We start from the raw sequence: 22,091 nt of genomic DNA, 5'->3' as shown, positions 1-22,091 counted from the left end.
CCGGCCGATCAGTGCGCGGTCCAGCCGCCGTCGAGCACGAGCGACGTGCCGGTAACGAAGGACGCGTGCGGACTGCACAGATACGCCACGGCCTCGGCGACGTCCTCCGGTTCGATGAGCCGCTTGACCGCGCTGTCCTGCAACAGCACCTCGGACAGCACCTGCTCCTCGGGAATGCCGTGTGCCCGGGCCTGGTCGGCGAGTTGTTTCTCGACCAGTGGGGTGCGCACATAGGCGGGGTTCACACAGTTGGAGGTGACACCATGGGGTGCGCCCTCCAGGGCGGCGGTCTTGGAGAGTCCCTCCAGACCGTGTTTGGCGGCCACATAGGCAGACTTGAAGGCCGAGGCGCGCAGCCCATGTACTGAGGACACATTCACGATCCGACCCCAGCCCTGCCCGTACATATGGGGCAGGGCTCCACGGATGAGCCGGAACGGTGCCTCCAGCATCACGGTGAGCACCGTGTGGAAGACATCGGGCGGGAACTCCTCGATGGGGCGCACCAGCTGCATTCCGGCGTTGTTGACCAGGACGTCGGTGCCGGCGGCGGCGAGTTCGGCGGCGTCCAGGTCGCTCAGGTCGAGGACGTGCGGTTCGACGGTGCCCGCGAGACCCCCGGCCCGCTCGACGAGCTCCTCCAGGCCCGCGGCGTCCCGGTCGACCGCTCTCACCTTGGCCCCCGCGGCTGCGAGCCGTAGCGCGCAGGCCCGGCCGATGCCGCCGGCGGCGCCGGTGACAAGGGCGGTGCGGCCGCCGAGGTCGAGCGGGACGGGCAAGGACGAGCCTTGAGCCGGGAGAGTACTGCGCGGGGTCATGGCTCGACCCTAGACAGCACCCTCACCAGGCCACATATGGTCACAGCCCATACTTCAGTCCGAGCTCATGGGTTCGAACCACGTGGGTTCATCGCACTGTGCCTGCTTGATCCGGAACAGCTGACTTTCGTCCATCGCGGGCAGGGCATCCACCTCGTACCAGCCCACCTGTAGCGATTCGTCGTCGTTCACGCGGGCCTCGCCACCCACGGCACGGCAGCGGAAGGTGATGTCCATGAACTGGCACATGTCACCATTGGGATAGGTGACCTCACCACCTGACCTGACCAGTACGAGCCGCTCGGCGACACATCGGACGCCCGTCTCCTCGTACACCTCCCGTACGGCGGCGACCGCGGGCTGCTCGCCCGGGTCCGGGATGCCGTTGATCACCGTCCACTTGCCGTTGTCCGCGCGCTGCCCCAGCAGGACCCGCCCCTCGTCGTCGAAGACGACGGCGCTGACCCCGGGGAGCCACAGCAGTTGGTGCCCGGCGGTGGCCCGGATCGTACGAATGAAGTCAGGAGTAGCCATGGCCCCGACCCTAACGGACCGTCGGCGACGCCCCCGGCGGTGACTTACGGGCACGTGCGACCGGCGTACGGCTACAGGTCGCCCGCGCGTCGCGCCTTCAGCCCGGCGCCGATCGCCCAGCCGAGACCGCCCGCGGCGACGAGCAGGAGCGCGATCTCCGGCAGGATGCCGAGCCTCGTTGCGGGCGTCTCGCTGGAGCGCAGCGGCACCTTCTGGACCAGCGAGTCGGCCACGAACATGCCCGTCTTCTGCGTGATCGTCCCGTCCGGCATGATGATCGCGCTGACACCGCTGGTCACCGGGACGGTGACGGTCCGGCTGTGCTCGACCGCGCGGACGCGGGACATCGCGAGCTGCTGGTAGGTCATCTCGCTGCGGTCGAAGGTCGCGTTGTTGCTCGGCACGGAGATCATCTGGGCGCCGTCGGTGACCTCGGAGCGCACGGTCCAGTCGAAAGCCGCCTCGTAGCAGGTCACGAGGCCGACCTTGGCGCCGTCCATGGTGAACACGCCCGGTTCGCTGCCCCGGCTGAAGTCCTGGCGGACCATCGAGGTCCAGTTCTCGTTGATCGCCCCGACGAGCGAGCGCAGCGGCAGGTACTCGCCGAACGGCTGGATCTGCCGCTTGTCGTAGGTGTCGACCGGCCCCTTGGCCGGATCCCACAGGATCTGCTCGTTGAGCAGCTTGCCGTCCCGCTCGACGACGCCGCCGACGGAGATGGGCACGCCGATCGCCTTGGCGGCCGTGTCGATGACGGCGCGGGCGTCGGCGTTGGCGAACGGGTCGATGTCGGAGGAGTTCTCGGGCCACAGCACGAAGTCGGGCTGTGCGACCTTGCCCGCCTTGACCTCGGCGGCCAGTCGTTCTGTCTCCCGCGCGTGGTAGTCCAGTACGGCTCGCCGCTGGGAGTTGAAGTCCAGTCCGGCGCGCGGCACGTTGCCCTGGATGACCGCGACGGTCGCGGTCCCGTTCTCTGCCTTGTCACTGACCAGCGGCCGTGCGGCAACGGCGCCCACCACCGGTACTGCCACGCTCAGCAGGGCCACGGCCGCGGCGGACCTCTGGACGGCCCGGGTGCGCCGCCGCTCCACGGCCAGGCGGACGACCTCGTACAACCCGAAGCCGCTCAGGACGACCGCGAAGCCGAGCACGGGTGTGCCGCCCACCGCGGCGAGCGGCAGGAAGACACCGTCGGCCTGACCGAAGGCGATCTTGCCCCAGGGGAAGCCGTTGAAGGGCGCACGCGCGCGTGCCGCCTCTCCGGCGATCCACAGCGCCGCCGCCCACACGGGCCAGCCGGGCAGCTTGGACACCGCCGCGACTCCCGCGCCCACCAGCGCCACGAAAACCGCCTCGATGGCGACGAGGGCGAGCCAGGGGCCGGGGCCGACCTCCACTCCGGTCCACACCAGCAGCGGGAGCAGGAAGCCGAGGCCGAAGAGATAGCCGAGGCCGAGGCCCGCCTTCCAGCTGCGGCCGCGCAGCACCCAACCGAAGACGGCGAAGGCCGGCAGGGCCAGCCACCACAGGGTGCGCGGCGGGAAGCTGACGTAGAGCAGCACTCCGGAGAGGGCAGCGGCGAGGGCCGGAACCAGGCGCACGAGCCGCGCCGCGCGTGAGGCGGGCGCTGTCTGCGACGCCAGCTGGTCCGACTCGCCCACGGAAGTTGCAGTGACGGTCACTCCGGGAGTGTACGGCGGCTGACCTCGGCACCGACAGCGCGGTCCGGCGGCGGCAGGAGGGCCGGGCCCGCGCACAGTGGGCATCGGCTGTCCGGCGCGCGGAGTTCGTCGGCTGCCGGCTGCCTGACCGCTCAAGGGCGGCGCATCGTTCCTGCACGACACGTCCACAAATCGCCTATCAGCCGTTACGGTATGCCGGAGCCTCAGTCGTACCGGCCGGTCAGGTCCGGGCGGCCGGGGCCCGTCACAGGTCGGGGGACCGGGTTCGGGGGGCGGGGTGGATGTCACGGGGATGACGTCTGCGGCAGGTCCGGATGAGGACAGCGACAGACGAAACGTTTCTGATGCGGCCGGCGTAGTGGTGCTGGGGGCCTGCGCCGCCTGGTCGCTGATCGCGGCCGCCTTGCACGACGGGCGGCCCGAGGGTGTTCTGCTCGCCATCCTCGCGGTGGCGGCCGGTTATGCCGCGGGGCGGATCAGCGGGGCACTGCTGCCGGTCGCCGCGCCCTGCGCCGGAGCGCTGGCCGGAGTGGCCCTGACACTGAGCGTTCCGCACCTGTCCCCCGGCCCCCAGATCGTCGCGCCGCTGGGACACGCCGGGGCCACCGCCGCCGTACTGACCCTCTCGGCGGGCGCCGCGTGCTGCGCCGCCTGGGCCACCACGGCGCCGGCCCTACGCCTGGGCCTGCGTGCGCTGGCCGCCGGGATCGCGGTGACCGCGGTGGTCCTGGGCTCGACCACAGGCTTCGTGTCCTGTTCGGCCGTCCTGCTGTGCTCGCTCACCGCGGGCCACCTGCGCCATCGCGGCGTGGGCATCGCGGGACTGGCCCTGGTCGCCACCTCGGTCACCGGCCTGACCTGGACGGTCGCCGGGAACGCCATGCCCGACGGACTCGCCGCCTGGCTGGAGGCCCAGCTCACGCGACACCGGATCGAGCTCTGGCACGACGCCCTGGCCATGGCGGGCCGGGACCCCGCCCTGGGGGTGGGCCCGGGACGCTTCGGGGAGTTCAGTACGACGGCGACCACGACGCTGCCGTCCGACGGCAAGCCCCACTCGGCCCCCTTGCAGCAGGCGGCGGAACAGGGAGTCATCGGCGTGCTGCTGCTGGCGGCCGCCTTCTGCTGGATGCTGTTCGCGCTGTGGCGCACCACGCGCCCCACCCCGGTCGCCCTCACCGCGGGTGCGGCCCTGACGGCGCTGGCGGCGATCGCCGCGGTCGGCAACGCGCTCAGCTTCACCGCGGTGTCGGTGGGCGCGGGCCTGCTGGCCGGGCTGGCCACGGCCCGCCCGATGGCCGACGGATCACCGCGGCGCGAAATCGACGTACGCGCGCGTAGCGATCGGCCGAGCCCATGACACGGAGCGCTCAGAGCGCCGTGCCGGCCGTCCGGGTCCGCAGCCGGTCCCTGATGACCCGTACGGCCGCCTCCGCGTCGTCCACGGTGACCGTGAACGTGTGGCCGTCCCACAGACGCAGCACCAGGCCCTCGCCACGCCGTACGACGACCGCGGTGCCCTTCTCGGGCCGCCATCGGTAGCCCCAGCCACCCCAGTGGCGCGGCGTGACGTGCGGGACGAAGTCGGCTCCCACGACCTCGGACAGGGGGATACGGCGGCGCGGCACACCGAGGTGACCGCAGCGCACCTCAAGACACTCCTGGTCGACCTTCAGGGCGACATGCACGAACGCCAGAGTGCCGAAGAGGACCAGCAGCCCGGCCGCGATGCAGCCGACGACGGCCATCACGAGCGCGGCGACGCCCTCGGTCCACGGAGAGTCGATGGCCAGCTCGATGCCGAGCGCCATGCAGGCCGCGCCGACGAGCGCCAGCAGCCACTGGACCCGGTTGGTCGCCCGCCCGGTCCAGACATCGGGGTGCGGGTTCCTGCCGTGGGAGTGGTCCCTCATGTCTATGAGGTTACTCAGGTTTCGCTGCGCTGGTACCGCGCTGCACAGGGTGACTGCGCCGACCGGGCCATGGCGGACCGATGCACTCCGTCTGGTGACCGCCAGGTCACCGTGCGGGGCTGATCGCCTTCAGGAGCCGGCCTTCCTCGTAGGCGAGGGCGGGCTCGGGGAGCGTGCCCTCGCGGCCGCTCAGCAGCACTGTGATGGTGCCGTTCGCCTCCGCCGCGGGAGCCGGCTTCTCGCCCAGTCGGCGGAGCGCCTGCGCGGCCACCGCTCCGGCGGAGCCGTGCAGGACGAGCGGGGGGAAGCCGGGGCGCTGGACGGCGGCGCGGATGCGCTCGGCCACGAGTTCGTAGTGCGTACAGCCCAGGACGACGGTCGTCACGTCGTCGGGGGTCAGCGCGGCGGCCGCGGCGACGGCAGCCTCGATCGCGTTCTGGTCCGCGTGCTCGACCGCCTCGGCCAGCCCGAAGCACGGCACTTCAGTGACGTTCACGCCGTCGGCGAAGTCCTCGATGAGGCCGCGCTGATAGGGGCTTCCGGTGGTGGCGGGCGTGGCCCAGATGGCGAAGGGGCCACCGCCGGCCGCGGCCGGCTTGATCGCCGGGACCGTGCCGATGACCGGTATGCCCGGTTCGAGGCGGGCGCGCAGGGTGGGCAGGACGTGCACGGTCGCGGTGTTGCAGCCGATGATCAGGGCGTCGGGCCGGTGCGCCGCGGCGGCGTCGGCGACAGCCACGGCGCGCCGTGAGAAGTCCTCGGGAGTCCTCGGGCCCCAGGGCATGCCGTCGGGGTCGAGTGAGAGCACGAGATCTGCGTCGGGTCGCAGCCGCCGTACCGCTGCGGTGGCCGCGAGCAAACCGATTCCGGAGTCCATCAGCGCGATCTTCACCCGGCCACGATAGACGATGGGCCCTTGCCGGCCCCTGCGGTGGGGCAGACTGCGCGCGTGAGCGCCATCGTGTGGACCGCCGCCGGATCACTCGCCGCCTGGCTGTGGCTGCTGCTCTGCCAGGGCCTCTTCTGGCGTACGGACATCCGGCTTCCGCGGCGGACGGATCCGGACCGGTGGCCGTCCGTCTGCGTCGTTGTCCCGGCACGTGACGAGGCCCCGGTACTTCCCGCGAGCCTGCCGTCGCTGCTCACGCAGGACTATCCGGGGCTCGCGGAGATCTTCCTGATCGACGACGGCAGTTCGGACGGCACCGGTGAGCTGGCGCGCGAGCTCGCGCGGCGGCACGGCGGACTGCCGCTGACCGTGGCCTCCCCCGGTGAGCCACCGGCGGGCTGGACCGGCAAGCTGTGGGCGGTGCGCCACGGCATCGGCCTGGCACGCGCGCGTGACCCCGAGTACCTGCTCCTGACGGACGCCGACATCGCGCATGCGCCCGACAGCCTGCGGGAGCTGGTCGCGGCGGCGCGCACCGGGGGTTTCGACGCCGTCTCGCAGATGGCCCGGCTGCGGGTGGAGAGCCTGTGGGAACGGCTGGTCGTGCCGGCCTTCGTGTACTTCTTCGCGCAGCTGTATCCGTTCCGCCGGATCGGCAAGAAGGGGGCACGTACGGCAGCCGCGGCGGGCGGATGCGTCCTGCTGCGCGCCGAGGCCGCGGAGCGGGCGCGGATTCCGGACGCCATCCGGCACGCCGTCATCGACGACGTGGCGCTCGCGCGGGCCGTCAAGCGCGGCGGTGGCCACATCTGGCTGGGGCTGGCCGAGAAGGTGGACAGCGTGCGCCCGTATCCACGGCTGCGCGACCTGTGGCGGATGGTGTCGCGCAGCGCGTACGCACAGCTGCGGCACAACCCGGTGCTGCTGGCCGGGACGGTCGCCGGGCTCACGCTGGTGTATCTGGTGCCGCCCGTGACCCTGGTCGCGGGGCTGCTCGGCGGGGATACCGCGACGGCGGTCGGCGGCGGTCTGGCGTGGCTGGTGATGACGGGAACGTACGTCCCGATGGTCCGCTACTACCGCCAGCCGCTGTGGCTCGCTCCCTTGCTGCCGTTCACCGCGTTCCTCTATCTCCTGATGACGGTCGACTCGGCGGTGCAGCACTACAGGGGGCGCGGCGCGGCCTGGAAGGGCCGCACCTACACGCGGCCGGACGCGGTGCCCGACGAGGGCTGACTACTTGCGGCCGGGGGTCCAGTTCATGCCCCACGCGTAGGCGTGGTCGACCGTGCGCTGCGGGCTCACCCCGCGCTCGGGGACCAGATAGCGGGCCTCGCGCTGGACGACCAGGTCGCTGCCGGTGTTGGTGATCAGGGCGAGCGCGCAGACCGTCGAGGGCACCGTGCACTCGTCGAGCGAGAAGTCGACCGGCGCGCCGTGCTGCGGCGTGAGCGTGACCGTGGCGTTCAGGTCGGCGAAGGAGCGCGCCCCTTCGTAGATGGTCACGAAGACCAGGATGCGCCGGAAGGACCGCTGGTGGTCGAGGTTGACGGTGAGGTTCTCGCCACTGGCCACGGCGCCGGTGCGGTCGTCGCCGTCGAGGAGGATGTACGGGGGCTGGTGCAGGGCGCCGAAAGCGTTGCCGAGGGACTGGATGACCCCCTTGCGGCCGTCGGTGAGTTCGTACAGGGCGCACAGGTCGAGGTCGAGGTCGTTGTGCATGGCGACCGGGCGGCCCAGCTTGCTCGCCCAGCCCGAGAACTGCTTGCGCACCTGCCAGTTGAGGTTCACGCGCAGGGCGCCCGAGGTGCCGCCCTGCTTGGTCAGTGAGACCGAGGGGGCCGCCTTGGTGAGCGTCACCTTGCTGAGGCTGACCGGTGACGTCTGGGGTACGGACGGGGGAACCGGCGGCATGGCGGGCGGCTGCATGGGCGGAGGCGGGGCCATGGGAGTCGTGGCCGGCGGGGCCACGGGCGGCGTGGTGGGTGCCGCCTGCTGGGGTTCGTCGACGGTGATGCCGTAATCGGTGGCCAGACCTTCGAGGCCGCTGCCATAACCCTGGCCGACGGCGCGGAACTTCCACGCGCCTTGACGGCGGTAGAACTCACCCAGCACGAAAGCGGTTTCCACGGTGGCGCCCGTGCTGTCGAATCGGGCGACGACGGTTCCCTGGGCGGCGTCCTTGACTTCGATATAGAGGTCCGGCACCTGACCGAACGCCCCGCCGTCCGAGGATGCGGCGAGGATGACCGTCTCGATAGCGGGCTCCACGCGCGCGAGGTCGACGAGCAGACTGTCGGTCACCCGGCCGCCGGCGTCCCGCTTACCCTCGTGCCGGACGGCGCCGGAGGAGTGCGCGGGCTGGTTGTAGAAGACGAAGTCCCCGTCGGAACGGACCTTTCCGCCGACCAGTAGCAGCGCCGAGGCGTCCGCGTCGGGTACGCCCAGTCCGGAGCGCCAGCCCAATTCGACCCGGAGTGCCGTCGTCGGCACTGGAACATTTGATCCTTTCGACATTGACATGTCCGCCCCCATCACGGGTCACCGCGCCGGCATGTCCCGGCAGCTCATCGGGTTCTACAGGGTCAACCTATTCCCCGCGACAGAGAACGCCCATGAGGGGTACAGGAACACCGACGGTCAACCGCCGGTAACCCGCCCGGAACTCGGCATTTACAGGATCCGAGCGTCGATTGGCGTCCCTTTTTGCCGAGTTCGCTCGCATTGGGGATCCGGCGTCACTACGGACACATAAAACAACCCTCTTATCGGTCTCCCCAACCAGCACATCGTGGGCTTAACGTATGCGCCATGACCTCCCCCCGCTCCACCTATGGCGGCGGCTACTACTCCGCCTCCTTCCCGGACACTCCGATCTACGACTCGCTCGTGGCCGAGCGGGGCACCCCGCAGATCGCCCCGATCCGGGTCCCCGCCGCGTATGACATGCCGGGCAGCAACCTGCCCGCGCTGCCGTCGGCACTGCCCGCCCTCCCGGCGGCCCCGTCCCAGCCCTCCTACGGCTATCCGCAGGCCCAGCAGCCCGCTCCGCTACAGCAGGCGCCCGCGGCGTACATCCCGCAGCAGGCGGCGCCGCGCGGCTATCCGGGCCCGCAGGCGCAGCAGCCTCGGCCGGTGGCACCCGGCGGTATGGGCTACGAGGCGATGCGCCCCGCGGCTCCCCGCCCCGCCGCGGCTCCTTACCAGGACCCGTACAACAACCAGCAGTATCGCGGCTACTGACCCCGTTCCCCCCGGACTGTCGGCGCCACCTGGCACGATGGCCTCATGGAGCACGCGCAGCTGAAGTCGATACATGTTCATCCGGTCAAGGCGTTCCGGGGCACAGCGCCCCGGGAGGCCGTCGTGGAGCCCTGGGGGCTGGCCGGAGACCGACGCTGGGCGCTGATCGACGACGGGGGAAAGGTCGTGACGCAGCGCCAGCAACCGCGCCTCGCGCTGGCCGCCGCCGAGCTCCTGCCCGGCGGCGGCGTCCGGTTGTCCGCGCCCGGCATGGACCCGCTGGCCGTGCCTGTGCCGACCGGGTCGGGCACCGTGCCGATGCAGCTCTTCCGCGACAAGGTCGAAGCGGTCCTCGCCGGGGACGACGCCGCGCATGCCTGGTGCAGTGCCTTTCTCGGCATCGACGCGCGCCTCGTGTACATGGACGACCCCGGCACCCGTCGCCCCGTAGACCCGGAGTACGCGCTGCCGGGCGAGACGGTCAGCTTCGCCGACGGTTACCCGCTGCTGGTCACCACCACAGCCTCCCTCGACGCGCTCAACTCCCTCATCGCGCGAGGTGATCACGCGGACGAGGGCCCGCTGCCCATGAACCGCTTCCGCCCGAACGTGGTCGTCTCGGGCACCTCCGCCTGGGCCGAGGACGACTGGTCCCGCATCGCGATCGGCGAGGTCACCTTCCGCGTTCCCAAGAAGTGCGGGCGCTGCGTGGTGACCACGACCGACCAGGCCACCACCGAGCGCGGCCGGGAGCCCCTGCACACCCTGGGCAGACACCGCCGCCTGGACGGCAAGCTGGTGTTCGGGCAGAACATGGTGCCCCTCTCCCGCGGCACGATCCGGGTCGGCGATCCGGTCACGATCCTCGGCTGAGAAGCCACCCCCACAAGCCGCGGCGCGCGGGAACCGGGGCCAGGGGCCCGTGCGTTGGGCATTTCGTGAGAAGTTCATGAGAGACCCGGTGGCGGTGATTTCGCTCTCTCTTCGCCGGGCTCGCGGGTGAACGGCTCTGCCTGGGGTTATCACGGAGCGGGGAAGGGGGTGACCGACGATGCGGGCGATCAGCGGACTCTGGCGCTGGCGCGACAACCCGCTGCGCCGTACGACCGATCTGGTCGAGGCCTGGGTCGCCCTCGCGGCCCTGCTGCTGATCCTTGTCGTCACGCCCTTGGTCGGCTCGCTGGTCGGCGGCCTCGCTCAGGACGCCCTGCAGGAGTCCGTGCGTGAACAGCGCACGTCCCGGCATGTGGTGACGGCGACCGTGGTCCGCAAGCCGGCCGGCTCTCCGCTGGAAGCCGACCCCGAGGCAGCCACCGGGCAGGACATACGCACCCGGGTCGTGGCCCACTGGACCGCACCGGACGGCACCGCGCACCAGGGCTCCGTCATCACGAGCCTCGACACCCCGCAAACCGGCGACCGGTTCAGGATATGGACGGACCAACAGGGCCGGACAGTGGCCCGCCCACTGGACTCCGCGACCGCGGCGACGCACGCCGTGCTCGCCGGGTTCGGCGCGGCCCTGCTGGCCGTCGGCCTGATCGAGGGCGGCAGACGGCTGGTGGTGTGGCGCATGGTCCGTCGCCGGTACGCGCGTTGGGACCGGGAGTGGGACAAGGCCGGCCCGGACTGGGGCCGCACCGGCGCCGGCAGTTGACGGCCTTACGGCTCTGGTCAACCCACCGCCCGCGCGCACGCTACGGTGGACCGGCCGAACTCTTCGGCAGCGAAACCCGCGTACTACGAGGTGGGGGCACATCAACGCCATGGCACAGGGCACGGTCCAGGTGACGCACACCGGCACCTCGCGGTGGCGGCGCCGCACGGGTGAGTACGCATCGCTCGCCGCCGCCCTGGAGGCCGCGGCCGACGGTGACGTCCTCACCGTCGCGCCCGGCACCTACCGGGAGAACCTCGTCCTCCAGCGTGCGGTGACCCTGCGCGGCCCCGAGGGCTCTCCGGGCTCGGTGCGTATCGCGCCGCTCGACGGTGTGCCGCTGACGGTGCGTGCCTCGGCCGTGGTGCAGGACCTGCATGTGGAGGGCCAGGACGCGGCGGCGCCCGCGCTGCTCGTGGAGGAAGGCACCCCGGAGCTTTCGGATGTCCGTATCGTCACGCGGTCCGCGGCCGGGATCGAGGTGCGGGGCGGCGCGCGGCCGACGGTGCGGCGCTGCACCGTCGACAACCCCGCGGGCATCGGCATCGCCGTACTCGACGGCGGGGGCGGGGTGTTCGAGGAGTGCGAGGTCGTCGCGGCCGGCCAGGCGGGCATCGCCGTACGCGGCGGCGCGCACCCACGGCTGGAGCGCTGCCGGGTCCACCATGCCTCGGGTTCGGGGCTGACGGCGACCGGTGAGAACTCCGCGCTGGAAGCGGTGGGTTGTGAGGTCTACGAGGTCCGCGGCTCCGGCGTCCAGATCTCCGGCCGGGCCACCGCCCACCTCACCGACTGCGATGTGCACCGCACCACCGCCGACGGTGTCACGCTCGACACGGACGCGGTGCTGACCCTGGCCGACTGCCGTATCCACGACATCCCGGAGAACGCGGTCGACCTGCGCTCCCGCTCGGTGCTGACCCTGACCCGCACGACGGTGCGTCAGTTCGGCCGCAACGGCCTTTCGGTGTGGGATCCGGGCACACGCGTGGACGCCAACCAGTGCGAGATCTTCGACAGCACGGGCGACTACCCCGCGGTGTGGGTCAGCGACGGCGCCACGGCGGTGCTGGACTCCTGCCGGGTGCACGACGTGCCGGACGCCTTGTTCGTCCTCGACCGCGGTTCACGCGCGGACGTCGTCGACAGCGACCTGTCCCAGGTGCGCAACACGGCCGTGTCGGTGAGCGACGGCGCCACCGCGCAGCTCGACGACTGCCGGATCCGGGACGCGGCGACGGGTGCCTGGTTCCGGGACCACGGCAGCGGCGGCACCCTCAACAACTGCACCCTGGACGGCAACCAGACGGGCGTGATCGTCACCAAGGGCGCCGACCCCACCATCGAGCGCTGCACGGTCGAGTCCCCGGCGGAGGCAGGGTTCTACGTCTCGGCGGGCGGCCGCGGCACCTTCCTCAACTGCCGGGTGCGGGGCAGCGCCGGGTACGGCTTCCATGTGATCGACGGTTGCCGTACGACACTGAAGAAGTGCCGTACGGAGCGGTGCGCGCGGGGTGGGTACGAGTTCGCGGACGGTGGCCCTGACGCGACCTCCGGAGTGGGCCCCGACGTGGAGGACTGCACCAGCGACGAGAGTGCGGGCCTGAGGTCTCCGGCCCCGGCGCCGGAGACCGCCGTGCAGACGGTGGGCCAGTCCCCCGGGCTCCTCGGCGCGATCCCCGGCCAGCGCAGTACCGAGCAGGAGCCCCTGATCGCGGCCTCGGAGCCCGAGCAGCCGACGCGGACCTCCAAGGCCGTCCTGGGCGAACTGGACGCGCTGGTGGGCCTGGAGAGCGTCAAGCGCGAGGTGCGCGCCCTCACCGACATGATCGAGGTGGGGCGGCGCCGCCAGCAGGCGGGCCTGAAGGCCGCGTCGGTCAAGCGCCACCTGGTCTTCACCGGCTCCCCCGGCACCGGCAAGACGACGGTCGCCCGGCTCTACGGCGAGATCCTCGCCTCCCTCGGTGTGCTGGAGAAGGGCCATCTGGTCGAGGTGTCCCGCGTCGACCTGGTCGGCGAGCACATCGGCTCCACCGCGATCCGCACACAGGAGGCGTTCGACAAGGCGCGCGGCGGTGTCCTGTTCATCGACGAGGCGTACGCGCTGTCGCCGGAGGACTCGGGCCGCGACTTCGGCAAGGAGGCCATCGACACGCTGGTGAAGTTGATGGAGGACCACCGGGACGCGGTCGTGGTGATCGTGGCGGGTTACACCGCCGAGATGGAGCGCTTCCTCTCGGTCAACCCCGGTGTGGCGTCCCGCTTCTCGCGGACCATCACCTTCAGCGACTACGGGCCCGACGAACTGCTGCGGATCGTGGATCAGCAGGCCGAGGAGCACGAGTACCGGCTCGGCCCGGGCGTCGCCGAGGCCCTGCGGAAGTACTTCACGGCGATCCCCAAGGGCCCGGCGTTCGGCAACGGCCGGACGGCGCGCCAGACCTTCGAGGCGATGGTGGAGCGGCACGCGAGCCGGGTCGCCCAGCTCGACGAGCCGAGCACGGACGACCTGACGCTGCTGTACGAGGAGGACCTGCCGGAGCTGCCCTGAGGCGGCCGGTTCGGTCAGGGGCCGGTGCCGGTCGGATCAGTCTGAGCCTCGGCCTCCGGCCGCTGGGCCGGCACCTCCGGCCGAAGCCGCTTCAACAGCCGCTCCCGCTCCTCCGCGAACGCCGGGTCCGCCTGGTAGTCGCCGTGGCCGAGGATGGGGGCGGGCAGGGGATGGTCGGGCGTACGGCCGTAGGCCAACGGGTCCTTGAGGGCCTCGCGGTCCACCGTGGGGGTGCAGCTGCCGGGCAGGCGGACCGGGCCGCCGATGGGGTCGGTCGGGCGGTACAGGTTGCGCCAGCAGTCGACCTCGGCGTGCAGGGAGGCGAGGGCGGCCGGGCCGAAGTGGGCCGGGAACCAGCGGCCGTAGAGGCGCTCCAGTGGGGAGCCGTAGGTGAGGAGCGCGACCCGGCTGCGGTCGGCGGGTGTCAGCTGCCAGGCCGCGGCGGCCGCGAGCACACTGCCCTGGGAGTGCCCGGAGATCACGAGCCGGCGGTCGTCCTCGGCGCGGGTCCAGGTCGCCATGCGCCAGGTCAGGTCGGGCACCGCGCGCTCGGCGTAGCAGGGCGGCGCGAAGGGGTGGGCGGCACGGGGCCAGAAGGTGCCGACGTCCCAGAGGATGCCGATGGTGCGCCGTGCGGAGGCGTCCTTGTAGGCGCGCCTGCCCCAGGTGACGAACAGTATGAAGCCGACGCCGATCAGCCAGGAACCCAGCGCCTGCGCGGTCTCGGCGGCGCCGTGGACGAAGGCGTACGCCCCGTCTGCGGCCTCGCTCGGCGCCTCGTCGGTCGTCAGGGCGCCGACCAGGGCTCCGGCACCCAGAAGCAGGGTGGACGTGGAGGTGACGGCGACGAGGAGAGGGGCGCGGTCGGTGAGCGTCGCCATCGCGCGCGTGCTCGCGATACGGCCGGTGCGGGCCGTGTCCCGGGGCTCGCCGGCGTAGTCGAGCTCCACCCTGCCCAGTTCGGTGCGGCGCAGCAGCCAGGCCCGCCATGCCAGCCAGCCGCAGAGCGCCAGCAGGAGGACCAGGAGCGGTGGGATCACGGACGCCTGCCAGGTCAGCAGGACCGGAGGACCCGCGATGGACGCGCCCGTGCCGTCCAGCCAGTCCGCCACCCGCTGGGCGACCCCGCCGGACATCACCCCGCCGAGGGCGCAGGCCAGCATCACCACGGCCGGCCCGCCCAGGCCGCGCATCGCGGCGCGCGGGTCGGGCCGCGTGCGGTGGAGGACGTGGGCGACGACGGCGAGGACGATGACGAGCAGGCCCTGGAGGAAGGCGATCGCCCCGAAGGTGGGGTCGCCGGGCAGTCGGCCGGCCGACTGCCAGCCGGGCCGCTCCCACCCGGCGTACACCAGGGCGAGCACCAGCAGGACGAGGGCGGCGAGCGGCAGGCGTCGTACGAGATGCTCGTCGAGTTCCTGGTCGAGGCGGTTCTCGCTGCGGCCCCGGCGGCAGACCACCCACACCACGACGGCGGCGCAGGCGACGAGCGCCGCGTCCAGGAGCCACCCGAGCGTGTCGAGGAGCGCGGGGCCACCGGGCCCGCGGTCGAAGCGCGCCGCCGCCGAAGCGACCGCCGCGGCCACCGTCAGCAAGCCGGCCGCGGTGTGTGCGGCGCGCAGCCGGGCGACCAGGCGGCGTCCGTACCAGAAGCCGGGGCGACCCAGGGAGGTGCCGCCGGACTCCTCGTCGGGTTCGGGTTCGCGGGGCATCGGCTGCTGGGACTCGTACGCGCTCCAGGTGCGGCGGGAGAGGTACCAGAGCAGGCCGGTCAGCGCGGCGGGCACCACGGCGGCGAGCGCGAGCCTGCGGCCGGGGCGGCTCCACCAGCCGCCGTCCGAGACCGTGGGTGACAGGAAGCCCAGCCAGCTGTGCCGGTCGGCGCACGCGCGCGTGCCGGCGCACTGCCAGGCCGCGAGGTCCAGAGCGACCTCGCAGGCGGCCGCGACGAGCAGCACCGTCAGGGTCAGCCCGGCGAGCCGGACGAGGAGGCCGTACAGACGCACGGTGCGTGTGCGGTCATGTGTGGTGGGGCGCATCCAGTGGGCGAGGTTGACGACCATGAACGGCAGTAACAGCAGCCACAGGGCGCGTGCGCTGTTTCCCGAGGTGAGGTTGCACCAGACGTAGGCCTCGGGCACTGGTCTGCCCCGGTAGTCGTCCGGCCGGTGCTCCGCGTCGACGTCGTCGGCCCGCCGGAACACGGCGGCCGTGTCGTCGCCGGTGATCCGCACGGTCCGCGGATCGTCGAGCATTTCCTGCGGCGTGGTGCCGCCGACCCCGTGTACCAGGAGTTCCAGGGCGATTCCGGCACCTTCGTGTCTCTGCGCACGTTCCACTGTTGGCACTTCCCCCGTGACGAGCCCTCGGCTTCTGTCCGTGCGGGCACAAGGATCTCCCCGGAGAGAGGTCCCTACACCTCTCGTCACGGAATCTCCCCGATCCGTGTGACGGGGAGGGGAACGGGAGATGGGGAAGTGACATGCGCGCGTCGGGACAGCCAGTGGCGCGACCGGTGCGGAGCCGTGCGAGGATGGGACGTCCCGCGCACCGGGAGGGGTGAGAATGTCCTCATCAGAGCAGGTGCGCAGGGTGTGGCGGACAGCTTGAGGCGAAAGGACCGGAGCGTACGTGAGTGAGAATCAGAACCTCCTCGCGGAGCAGCGGCGCGCCCTGATCCTGGACGAGGTTCGGCGCCGAGGCGGGGTGCGCGTCAATGAGCTGACCCGCAAGCTCGGCGTGTCGGACATGACCGTGCGCCGCGATCTCGACGCGCTCGCCCGGCAGGGTGTGCTGGAGAAGGTGCACGGCGGCGCGGTCCCGGTGGTCGAGGCCAGCACGCACGAGCCGGGCTTCGAGGCCAAGTCGGGTCTGGAGCTGACGGCCAAGGAGGACATCGCGCGGGCCGCGGCCGAGCTGGTCGCGCCGGGCAGCGCGATCGCGCTGTCGGGCGGTACGACGACGTACGCGCTGGCGCACCAGCTGGTCGACGTGCCCGACCTCACGGTGGTCACGAACTCGGTGCGGGTGGCCGACGTCTTCCACGCCGCCCAGCGCACGTCGGGCCCCCGGCAGGGCGCGGCCACGGTCGTACTGACCGGCGGGGTGCGCACGCCGTCCGACTCGCTGGTGGGCCCGGTGGCCGACCAGGCGATCGCGGCGCTCCACTTCGACGTGCTGTTCCTCGGTGTGCACGGCATATCGGTGGAGGCGGGCCTGTCCACCCCGAACCTCGCGGAGGCCGAGACCAACCGGCGTCTGGTGCAGTCGGCGCGCCGGGTCGTGGTGGTCGCCGACCACACCAAGTGGGGTGTGGTGGGGCTGAGTTCGTTCGCGGCGCTGGAGCAGGTCGACACCCTGGTGACGGACGCCGGGCTCGACTCCGGGGCGCGCTCGGAGATCTCGGAGCAGCTGCGACGGTTGGTGGTGGCGGGCGAGCCCGATGAGGACGCGGACCTCTGACGGTGCGGGCGTATGAGAGTGCAGACATCTGAGGTGCAGGCATCTGAGGGTGCAGACATCTGACGGGGCGCCAGCTATGGTGACGCTGCCCGGCGTCGCGTCACCATAGGGGGGTTCGTCCATGGCTCACCTGCTGCGTGAGGTGGGGCTCGACTTCGTCGGGACCGCGCCTGTACGGCATGTCTTCGCACGGGAGATCTCCGCTCCCCCGGCGATCGTCCACCGCGCGCTGGCCGAGGACGTGCCGGGCTGGACGGAGTGGTTCTCGGCGGTGACGCTGGCCCGCCCACTGGACGACGGCGCCCGGCGCGAGGTCCGGCTCAAGGGCGGTACGCGCTTCGAGGAGACGATCCTCGCGGCGAAGAGCCCCGAGACGTACGCCTACCGCGTCGACGTCACCAACGCCCCGGGGGCCCGGGCCATGGTCGAGGAGTGGCGGCTCGCCCCGGCGGGGACGGGCACGCGGGTGCAGTGGACCTTCGCGGTGGACGGCACGGCCCCCTTCCGGTTCGCCTTCGGCCTCGCCCGGCCCGGTCTGGGCCGGGCGTTCCGGGACGCGGTGACGGCGCTCGACCGGCGGCTGGCCGCCAAAACGCCCTAGGTGCGTGTCCTGGGAGTGGGGACTGCCGACGGCGTCCAACTCTGCGGGAGGTCCTTGACGAACACGAGGCCGTCACTGTCCGCCAGGTGCACCGGGTCCATCGGGGAGTAGCCGAACCAAGGGGACACGCGGGGCGCGGGCGGCGTGTCGGCAAGGGTGGTGGCCAGCCGTGGGGCGTCGATGAGGCAGCGGTCCTCCGGGAGGGCGTACAGGAGGCCCTCCAGGGTGTCGGACGGCGGCGAGTCCACTCCCCGGTGCCGGATCGTGCCGAGGGCCGTGGCGACGAAGCCGTACTCCTCACCGAGCCGGCTGCTCACCAGCGCCCCGGCGCTCCACCACTCCACCGGCGCCCCGCCCATCCGCATCGTGCTCTTCTGCCGCTGGAGATGGCCGTTGTGCGCGTGCGCCAGTGCCGGGCCCCGAGCGGCGACGGCGAGGAGGTTGTGGGCCATCATCTGGTCCCGCACGCCCACCAGCCAGGTCATGCGGGCCGGTGAGGTGTCGGCCATCCAGTGGTGATAGCGCAGCAGACCGGTCGCGGTGCGCCCGTACAGGCTCGCCCGCTCCCGGTCGTCGCGCGAGGTCGCCGTGATCAGGTGCGGTGTCCGCGCGTCGAGCAGCGCCACCAGATCATCGGCGAGCAGCCTCAGCCGACCGGCCTCGGCCGACTGCCCCACGGACTGGGCCGGGTCCGTCATCGCGGCCGGATCGGTCCACCGGTCGTCGGCGCCGAGCAGGCGGTCGAGCGTTTCCCGCGTGCAGGGGAGCAGGGCCGCCTCCACCCAGGTCGCGAGGTAGTCGTGGAGTGCGGTGAGGGCCTGCCGTGGGCTCGCGGCGCCTGTGATCTCCAGCGGGCCGTCGAAACCGGCGAAGCGGAGCCGCTCGGACGCGGGCCGGTCCTCGTTGTAGGCGCGCATCCAGCGCACGAGTTCGCGGTTGGCCGCCGAGGCGCCCCAACCGTGGCTGAATCCCTGCTCCATGACCTCGTCGAGACTGCCGGTGCCCGTGGTGACGTAGTCGTCCACGACCAGGCCCATCATGCAGTCACTCTCGATCGCGATCGTCCGGTAGCCCTCCTCCTCCACGAGCTGTCGAAAGAGCTCGTTGCGCAGGTCGAGCAGCGTGTCCTCCCCATGTGTGGGCTCGCCCAGGGCGAGCAGCCGAGGCCGGGCCGGGAGCAGCCTCATCACGGCGGCAGCCTCGACGGTGTGGGCGGTGTCCTTGATGTCGGTCGCCATGCCTTAAACGGTATCGTTGAATCTTCGGTTGAAACTTGAGCACGATGGATGCCCGATAGGGTCGGGTTCATGGAGCAAAACCTTCAAACCGGTGAGCGGCTCAGGCCGGTTGATCTGGCGCGCGGGCATGGTCTGTCCACGCAGGCGGTCAGGAACTACGAGGAGGCCGGCATCCTTCCGGCCGCCCGTCGCACAGCCCACGGCTACCGCACCTACACCTCGCTGCACGCCGGGGCTCTGCGCGCGTTTCTCGCCCTGGTGCCCGCCCATGGCCATCAGACGGCGACGTCGATCATGCGGGCCGTGAACCGGGGCGCGGTCGATGACGCCTTCCGCCTCATCGACGAGAGTCACGCCCAGCTCCTCGACGACCGGCGGACCCTGCGGGCGGTGGAGAGCGCGCTGCGCGACCTGGAGCCCCGCACCGCGCCCGAGCCCGACCCCGGTGGCACGTTCATCGGACCACTGGCAGGGAAGCTCGGAATCCGGCCCGCGACGCTGCGCAAGTGGGAGCGCGTCGGGCTGGTGCGCCCGCGCCGCGACCCACTGACCGGATACCGGGTCTACGACGAGGCCGACGTACGGGATGCCCGGCTGGCCCACCAGCTCAGGCGGGGCGGCTATCCGCTGGAGCAGATCGGCCCGCTCATCGCCCAGGTCCGGGCGGCCGGCGGGCTGGAACCGCTGGAGGCCGCACTGTGCGACTGGCAGAGCCGACTGTCCGATCGCGGGCGGGCCATGCTGACCGGGGCCGCTGAGCTGGAGGCGTACCTCCGCCGGCGCGGATGAGACCGCGGTCGCCGGTCGAGGGCTGAGCCTTACAGCTCAGGGTCGGCCCGATCCGCCGGTCACTCGGGCCAGACGCCCGTGTCCAGCAGGTGCTCGATGGCAGCCGCGTACGGCGCGATGTCCAGGCCCTGCTCGGCAAGCCAGGCATCCGAGTAGTACTTGTCGAGGTACCGGTCCCCCGGGTCGCACAGCAGCGTCACCACACTCCCCTGCCGCCCCTCGGCGACCATTTCGGCGATGATCTTCAGCGCGCCCCACAGCCCGGTTCCGGTGGAACCGCCCGCCTTGCGGCCGATCGCCTGCTCCAGGGCCCGTACGGCGGCCACGCTCGCCGCGTCCGGCACCTTCATCATCCGGTCGACGGCTCCGGGCACGAAGCTCGGCTCCATGCGCGGCCGGCCGATGCCCTCGATGCGGGAGCCGCGGCCACAGGTGACGTCCGGATCGCCGGTGGTCCAGCCCTCGAAGAAACACGAGTTCTCCGGATCGGCGACACAGATGCGGGTGTCGTACTGCATGTAGTGGACGTACCGGGCGATGGTCGCGGAGGTGCCGCCGGTGCCGGCCGTGGCGACGATCCACGCGGGCTCCGGGAACCGCTCCAACTCCAGCTGGCGGAAGACGGATTCGGCGATGTTGTTGTTGCCGCGCCAGTCCGTGGCCCGTTCGGCGTAGGTGAACTGGTCCATGTAGTGGCCGCCGGTCTCCACCGCGAGGCGGGCGGACTCCTCGTACATCTTCCGCGAGTCGTCCACGAAGTGGCTCCGGCCGCCGTGGAACTCGATCAGACGGATCTTCTCGGCGCTCGTCGTGCGCGGCATCACCGCGATGAAGGGCACCCCGATCAGCTTCGCGAAGTACGCCTCGGAGACGGCCGTCGAACCGCTGGACGCCTCGATCACGGGGCGACCCGGCCGGATCCAGCCATTGCACAGGCCGTAGAGGAACAGCGAGCGGGCGAGCCGGTGCTTGAGGCTGCCGGTCGGGTGGGTCGACTCGTCCTTCAGGTACAGGTCGATGCCCCACTGCTCCGGCAGCGGGAAGCGCAGCAGATGGGTGTCGGCCGAACGGTTGGCGTCGGCCTGGACCTTGCGCACGGCTTCTTTCAGCCAGGTGCGATAGGCGGCGTCGCTGCGGTCGACGTCGAGGGTCACGCCGGACGGGGTCTGCTGGACGGTGCTCACGGCGCTGCTCCTCATGCTGTGCGGCAACGGCGACTGACGCGGCCGTCGCTTCGAGCATAAACATCTTCCGCACGCTTCTCACCTGCATAAACACACCTTTGAGAGCCTCAAAGGAACCACTGGACCGATGACTGCACCCGGCCCCTGGGGGCGCATTCACGCGAGTGCTCCGAAAGCCCCGCCCAGAGACGCCGTGCGTACTGGTGCTCGACGCGGGACGCGGGCAGACTGCACCGGACGGGACGGAGATCCCGAACGGGGTGCACACTGGATCACGACCAGAGCCGGCATCCTCGCGGAACGAGCCGGCACACCGACGCGCACGAGGGGGGCGGGGCATGGCCGAGCCGGAGTTCAGGGCCACGGGTGTGCGGATCGGGAAGCGGCTGCGCTCACTGACCCGGGCCGGACAGGTGCGGATCAGCGACGGCCGGGTGCAGCTGCTCACCAGCTACGGCAGCGAGATCGACAGCGCGCCGGTGCAGGCGGTCCGGGCGTCCAAGCCCTGGTTCTCGGACGACCGGGCGCTGGCGGACCTCAACGGCAAGCGCTACTCGATCACCCTGGGCGATCACGACCCCGCCCCCGGGGAACCAGGACCTCCTGCGGCGCGCCGGTTCATAGAGGCCGTACGGAAGGCCGCGGGGCGTAAGGGCTGAGTCACCGCGAGTTGCGGTACCGCACCCCCTGCGTCACGCTGGTCTCACGTCACTCTGGGTTTACCGGCGATAACGCTGCGAACCAGCCCGCCGGCCACGACAGCAGGCGGCCGTTTTCTTCAAGCACCCTGCTGGATCCGTACTCCGTGTTCTTCCGGACCTCTTCAGTCGGGGAGTCGCAGCCGTGATCAGTTACCCAAGCAGGCACTGCACGGTGGAGCTCCAAGCCCTGCCGTCGCGGATCGGCCAGGTCCGCAGAATCGTATCGGCGCAGTTGCGCTACTGGCATCTGGACGCCTTGATAGACCGCGCCGCGCTCGGCGTGACCGAGCTGCTGACCAACGTTCACCAGCACGCCCAGCCGGACAAGATGTGCACCGTCGAGATCGAGCTGCTGCTCGACCGGCTCATGGTCTCGGTGCGCGACCACGACCCGCGTCTTCCGGTCGTGGCGGACGCCAAGGACGCCAAGGACGCCGACTCGCTCGCCACTTGTGGGCGCGGGCTGGCGATGGTGGCCGCAGTCAGCGAGAGCTGGGGCGTGCGGCCGGACGGCGAGTCCGGCAAGGTCGTGTGGTTCGCGCTGCCGACGCCCGTGGTGGCGCGGAGCGCCGGCGCGCGGTCGCCGCAGCGGATGGCGGGCGCGACCGCGACCGTGGCCGCGGTGGCGGTGCCGGTTGAGGAGCCCACGCGGCAGTTGGCGGAGGTCGGGGCGCGGGTTGATCTGCGCAGGCCCGAGCGTGCTCCCGCCCGGTCGGCCGTTGCCGGTTGACCGGGCGGTGAGGGGGTCAAAGGTGTCGTCACCCATGGGATTGTTCGGTCGCCTTCGGGGCGCCATATGCCGGTGTCGAGAGGGCGGACCTCGGGAGGC

General features: G+C 71.6%; 20 protein-coding genes. 11 read left to right on the top strand and 9 right to left on the bottom strand.

What is annotated here, in order from left to right; genetic code table 11:
- Positions 1 to 8: 8 nt before the first annotated feature.
- From ADK36_RS25195 to lnt, 3 genes are all read right to left on the bottom strand, one after another.
- Positions 9 to 818: a 3-hydroxybutyrate dehydrogenase gene (locus ADK36_RS25195; protein ID WP_053199143.1), complete on the bottom strand. Its 810-nt coding sequence runs from the start codon at positions 816 to 818 to the stop codon at positions 9 to 11.
- A gap of 54 nt (positions 819 to 872) precedes the next feature.
- On the bottom strand, positions 873 to 1,352 hold the full coding sequence (locus ADK36_RS25190; RefSeq protein ID WP_048584501.1) for an NUDIX hydrolase: 480 nt from the start codon (positions 1,350 to 1,352) through the stop codon (positions 873 to 875).
- Between the two features lie 71 nt (positions 1,353 to 1,423).
- Entirely contained in the window at positions 1,424 to 3,034 is a 1,611-nt protein-coding gene (gene lnt / locus ADK36_RS25185; RefSeq protein ID WP_053199140.1) for an apolipoprotein N-acyltransferase, read from the bottom strand.
- Positions 3,035 to 3,326: 292 nt separating this feature from the next.
- Between lnt and ADK36_RS25180 the strand changes: the two genes are divergently transcribed.
- Positions 3,327 to 4,394: an O-antigen ligase family protein gene (locus tag ADK36_RS25180; protein WP_053199138.1), complete on the top strand. Its 1,068-nt coding sequence runs from the start codon at positions 3,327 to 3,329 to the stop codon at positions 4,392 to 4,394.
- Between the two features lie 10 nt (positions 4,395 to 4,404).
- Here the strand turns inward: ADK36_RS25180 and ADK36_RS25175 are convergent, their stop codons facing one another.
- Together ADK36_RS25175 and ADK36_RS25170 are read right to left on the bottom strand one after the other, a co-directional pair.
- The gene (locus tag ADK36_RS25175) at positions 4,405 to 4,947 is read right to left on the bottom strand and encodes a hypothetical protein (protein WP_048584498.1); all 543 of its coding nucleotides are present in this window, start codon (positions 4,945 to 4,947) and stop codon (positions 4,405 to 4,407) included.
- 106 nt (positions 4,948 to 5,053) lie between these two features.
- Entirely contained in the window at positions 5,054 to 5,839 is a 786-nt protein-coding gene (locus ADK36_RS25170; RefSeq protein WP_048584497.1) for a glutamate racemase, read from the bottom strand.
- Between the two features lie 39 nt (positions 5,840 to 5,878).
- On the opposite strand from ADK36_RS25170, the gene ADK36_RS25165 reads away from it, so the two are divergent.
- Complete coding sequence (locus ADK36_RS25165; protein WP_048584496.1) at positions 5,879 to 7,072, top strand: glycosyltransferase; 1,194 nt, start codon at positions 5,879 to 5,881, stop codon at positions 7,070 to 7,072.
- Here the strand turns inward: ADK36_RS25165 and ADK36_RS25160 are convergent, their stop codons facing one another.
- Positions 7,073 to 8,353 (bottom strand): TerD family protein, encoded by a 1,281-nt coding sequence (locus tag ADK36_RS25160; protein WP_053199137.1) that lies wholly within the window; start codon positions 8,351 to 8,353, stop codon positions 7,073 to 7,075.
- Between the two features lie 294 nt (positions 8,354 to 8,647).
- On the opposite strand from ADK36_RS25160, the gene ADK36_RS25155 reads away from it, so the two are divergent.
- The 4 genes from ADK36_RS25155 to ADK36_RS25140 all read left to right on the top strand — a co-directional run bounded on the left by ADK36_RS25155 (position 8,648) and on the right by ADK36_RS25140 (position 13,287).
- Positions 8,648 to 9,079, top strand: coding sequence for a DUF6643 family protein (locus ADK36_RS25155; RefSeq protein ID WP_048584494.1), 432 nt, complete (start codon positions 8,648 to 8,650; stop codon positions 9,077 to 9,079).
- Between the two features lie 45 nt (positions 9,080 to 9,124).
- A complete protein-coding gene (locus tag ADK36_RS25150; RefSeq protein WP_048584493.1) occupies positions 9,125 to 9,952 on the top strand; it encodes an MOSC domain-containing protein in 828 nt (275 codons plus the stop codon).
- A 178-nt stretch (positions 9,953 to 10,130) separates the two neighbouring features.
- Complete coding sequence (locus ADK36_RS25145; protein WP_048584492.1) at positions 10,131 to 10,736, top strand: Rv1733c family protein; 606 nt, start codon at positions 10,131 to 10,133, stop codon at positions 10,734 to 10,736.
- A gap of 109 nt (positions 10,737 to 10,845) precedes the next feature.
- Complete coding sequence (locus tag ADK36_RS25140) at positions 10,846 to 13,287, top strand: right-handed parallel beta-helix repeat-containing protein (RefSeq protein ID WP_048584491.1); 2,442 nt, start codon at positions 10,846 to 10,848, stop codon at positions 13,285 to 13,287.
- 14 nt (positions 13,288 to 13,301) lie between these two features.
- On the opposite strand, the gene ADK36_RS25135 is transcribed toward ADK36_RS25140, so the two are convergent.
- The gene (locus tag ADK36_RS25135; protein WP_053199135.1) at positions 13,302 to 15,635 is read right to left on the bottom strand and encodes a hypothetical protein; all 2,334 of its coding nucleotides are present in this window, start codon (positions 15,633 to 15,635) and stop codon (positions 13,302 to 13,304) included.
- Positions 15,636 to 15,918: 283 nt separating this feature from the next.
- Between ADK36_RS25135 and ADK36_RS25130 the strand changes: the two genes are divergently transcribed.
- Both ADK36_RS25130 and ADK36_RS25125 read left to right on the top strand, forming a co-directional pair.
- A complete protein-coding gene (locus ADK36_RS25130; protein WP_048584489.1) occupies positions 15,919 to 16,749 on the top strand; it encodes a DeoR/GlpR family DNA-binding transcription regulator in 831 nt (276 codons plus the stop codon).
- A gap of 121 nt (positions 16,750 to 16,870) precedes the next feature.
- Entirely contained in the window at positions 16,871 to 17,350 is a 480-nt protein-coding gene (locus tag ADK36_RS25125) for an SRPBCC family protein (RefSeq protein ID WP_048584488.1), read from the top strand.
- On the opposite strand, the gene ADK36_RS25120 is transcribed toward ADK36_RS25125, so the two are convergent.
- A complete protein-coding gene (locus ADK36_RS25120) occupies positions 17,347 to 18,588 on the bottom strand; it encodes an erythromycin esterase family protein (protein WP_053199133.1) in 1,242 nt (413 codons plus the stop codon). The two genes, ADK36_RS25125 and ADK36_RS25120, sit on opposite strands and share 4 nt — an antisense overlap.
- Before the next feature lie 69 nt (positions 18,589 to 18,657).
- Between ADK36_RS25120 and ADK36_RS25115 the strand changes: the two genes are divergently transcribed.
- Positions 18,658 to 19,377: a TioE family transcriptional regulator gene (locus ADK36_RS25115; protein WP_048584486.1), complete on the top strand. Its 720-nt coding sequence runs from the start codon at positions 18,658 to 18,660 to the stop codon at positions 19,375 to 19,377.
- Between the two features lie 59 nt (positions 19,378 to 19,436).
- On the opposite strand, the gene ADK36_RS25110 is transcribed toward ADK36_RS25115, so the two are convergent.
- Positions 19,437 to 20,561, bottom strand: coding sequence for a PLP-dependent cysteine synthase family protein (locus tag ADK36_RS25110; RefSeq protein ID WP_048584485.1), 1,125 nt, complete (start codon positions 20,559 to 20,561; stop codon positions 19,437 to 19,439).
- Between the two features lie 338 nt (positions 20,562 to 20,899).
- Between ADK36_RS25110 and ADK36_RS25105 the strand changes: the two genes are divergently transcribed.
- Both ADK36_RS25105 and ADK36_RS25100 read left to right on the top strand, forming a co-directional pair.
- Positions 20,900 to 21,220, top strand: a complete 321-nt coding sequence (locus tag ADK36_RS25105; protein ID WP_030048585.1) for a hypothetical protein — start codon at positions 20,900 to 20,902, stop codon at positions 21,218 to 21,220.
- Between the two features lie 184 nt (positions 21,221 to 21,404).
- Complete coding sequence (locus ADK36_RS25100; RefSeq protein ID WP_053199130.1) at positions 21,405 to 21,992, top strand: ATP-binding protein; 588 nt, start codon at positions 21,405 to 21,407, stop codon at positions 21,990 to 21,992.
- Positions 21,993 to 22,091 lie beyond the last annotated feature (99 nt).

Origin of the sequence: Streptomyces viridochromogenes (genome assembly GCF_001270495.1) — a bacterium.
Classification (GTDB): Bacteria; Actinomycetota; Actinomycetes; order Streptomycetales; family Streptomycetaceae; genus Streptomyces; species Streptomyces viridochromogenes_A.
This window is presented reverse-complemented; position numbering and strand designations above follow the sequence as displayed.

What these genes read in the sequence shown, in the direction of transcription:
- ADK36_RS25195 (WP_053199143.1), bottom strand. Translation starts at nt 818, where the DNA reads ATGACCCCGCGCAGTACTCTCCCGGCTCAAGGCTCGTCCTTGCCCGTC.
- ADK36_RS25190 (WP_048584501.1), bottom strand. Translation starts at nt 1,352, where the DNA reads ATGGCTACTCCTGACTTCATTCGTACGATCCGGGCCACCGCCGGGCAC.
- ADK36_RS25180 (WP_053199138.1), top strand. Translation starts at nt 3,327, where the DNA reads ATGACGTCTGCGGCAGGTCCGGATGAGGACAGCGACAGACGAAACGTT.
- ADK36_RS25175 (WP_048584498.1), bottom strand. Translation starts at nt 4,947, where the DNA reads ATGAGGGACCACTCCCACGGCAGGAACCCGCACCCCGATGTCTGGACC.
- ADK36_RS25160 (WP_053199137.1), bottom strand. Translation starts at nt 8,353, where the DNA reads ATGTCGAAAGGATCAAATGTTCCAGTGCCGACGACGGCACTCCGGGTC.
- ADK36_RS25155 (WP_048584494.1), top strand. Translation starts at nt 8,648, where the DNA reads ATGACCTCCCCCCGCTCCACCTATGGCGGCGGCTACTACTCCGCCTCC.
- ADK36_RS25150 (WP_048584493.1), top strand. Translation starts at nt 9,125, where the DNA reads ATGGAGCACGCGCAGCTGAAGTCGATACATGTTCATCCGGTCAAGGCG.
- ADK36_RS25145 (WP_048584492.1), top strand. Translation starts at nt 10,131, where the DNA reads ATGCGGGCGATCAGCGGACTCTGGCGCTGGCGCGACAACCCGCTGCGC.
- ADK36_RS25140 (WP_048584491.1), top strand. Translation starts at nt 10,846, where the DNA reads ATGGCACAGGGCACGGTCCAGGTGACGCACACCGGCACCTCGCGGTGG.
- ADK36_RS25125 (WP_048584488.1), top strand. Translation starts at nt 16,871, where the DNA reads ATGGCTCACCTGCTGCGTGAGGTGGGGCTCGACTTCGTCGGGACCGCG.
- ADK36_RS25120 (WP_053199133.1), bottom strand. Translation starts at nt 18,588, where the DNA reads ATGGCGACCGACATCAAGGACACCGCCCACACCGTCGAGGCTGCCGCC.
- ADK36_RS25115 (WP_048584486.1), top strand. Translation starts at nt 18,658, where the DNA reads ATGGAGCAAAACCTTCAAACCGGTGAGCGGCTCAGGCCGGTTGATCTG.
- ADK36_RS25105 (WP_030048585.1), top strand. Translation starts at nt 20,900, where the DNA reads ATGGCCGAGCCGGAGTTCAGGGCCACGGGTGTGCGGATCGGGAAGCGG.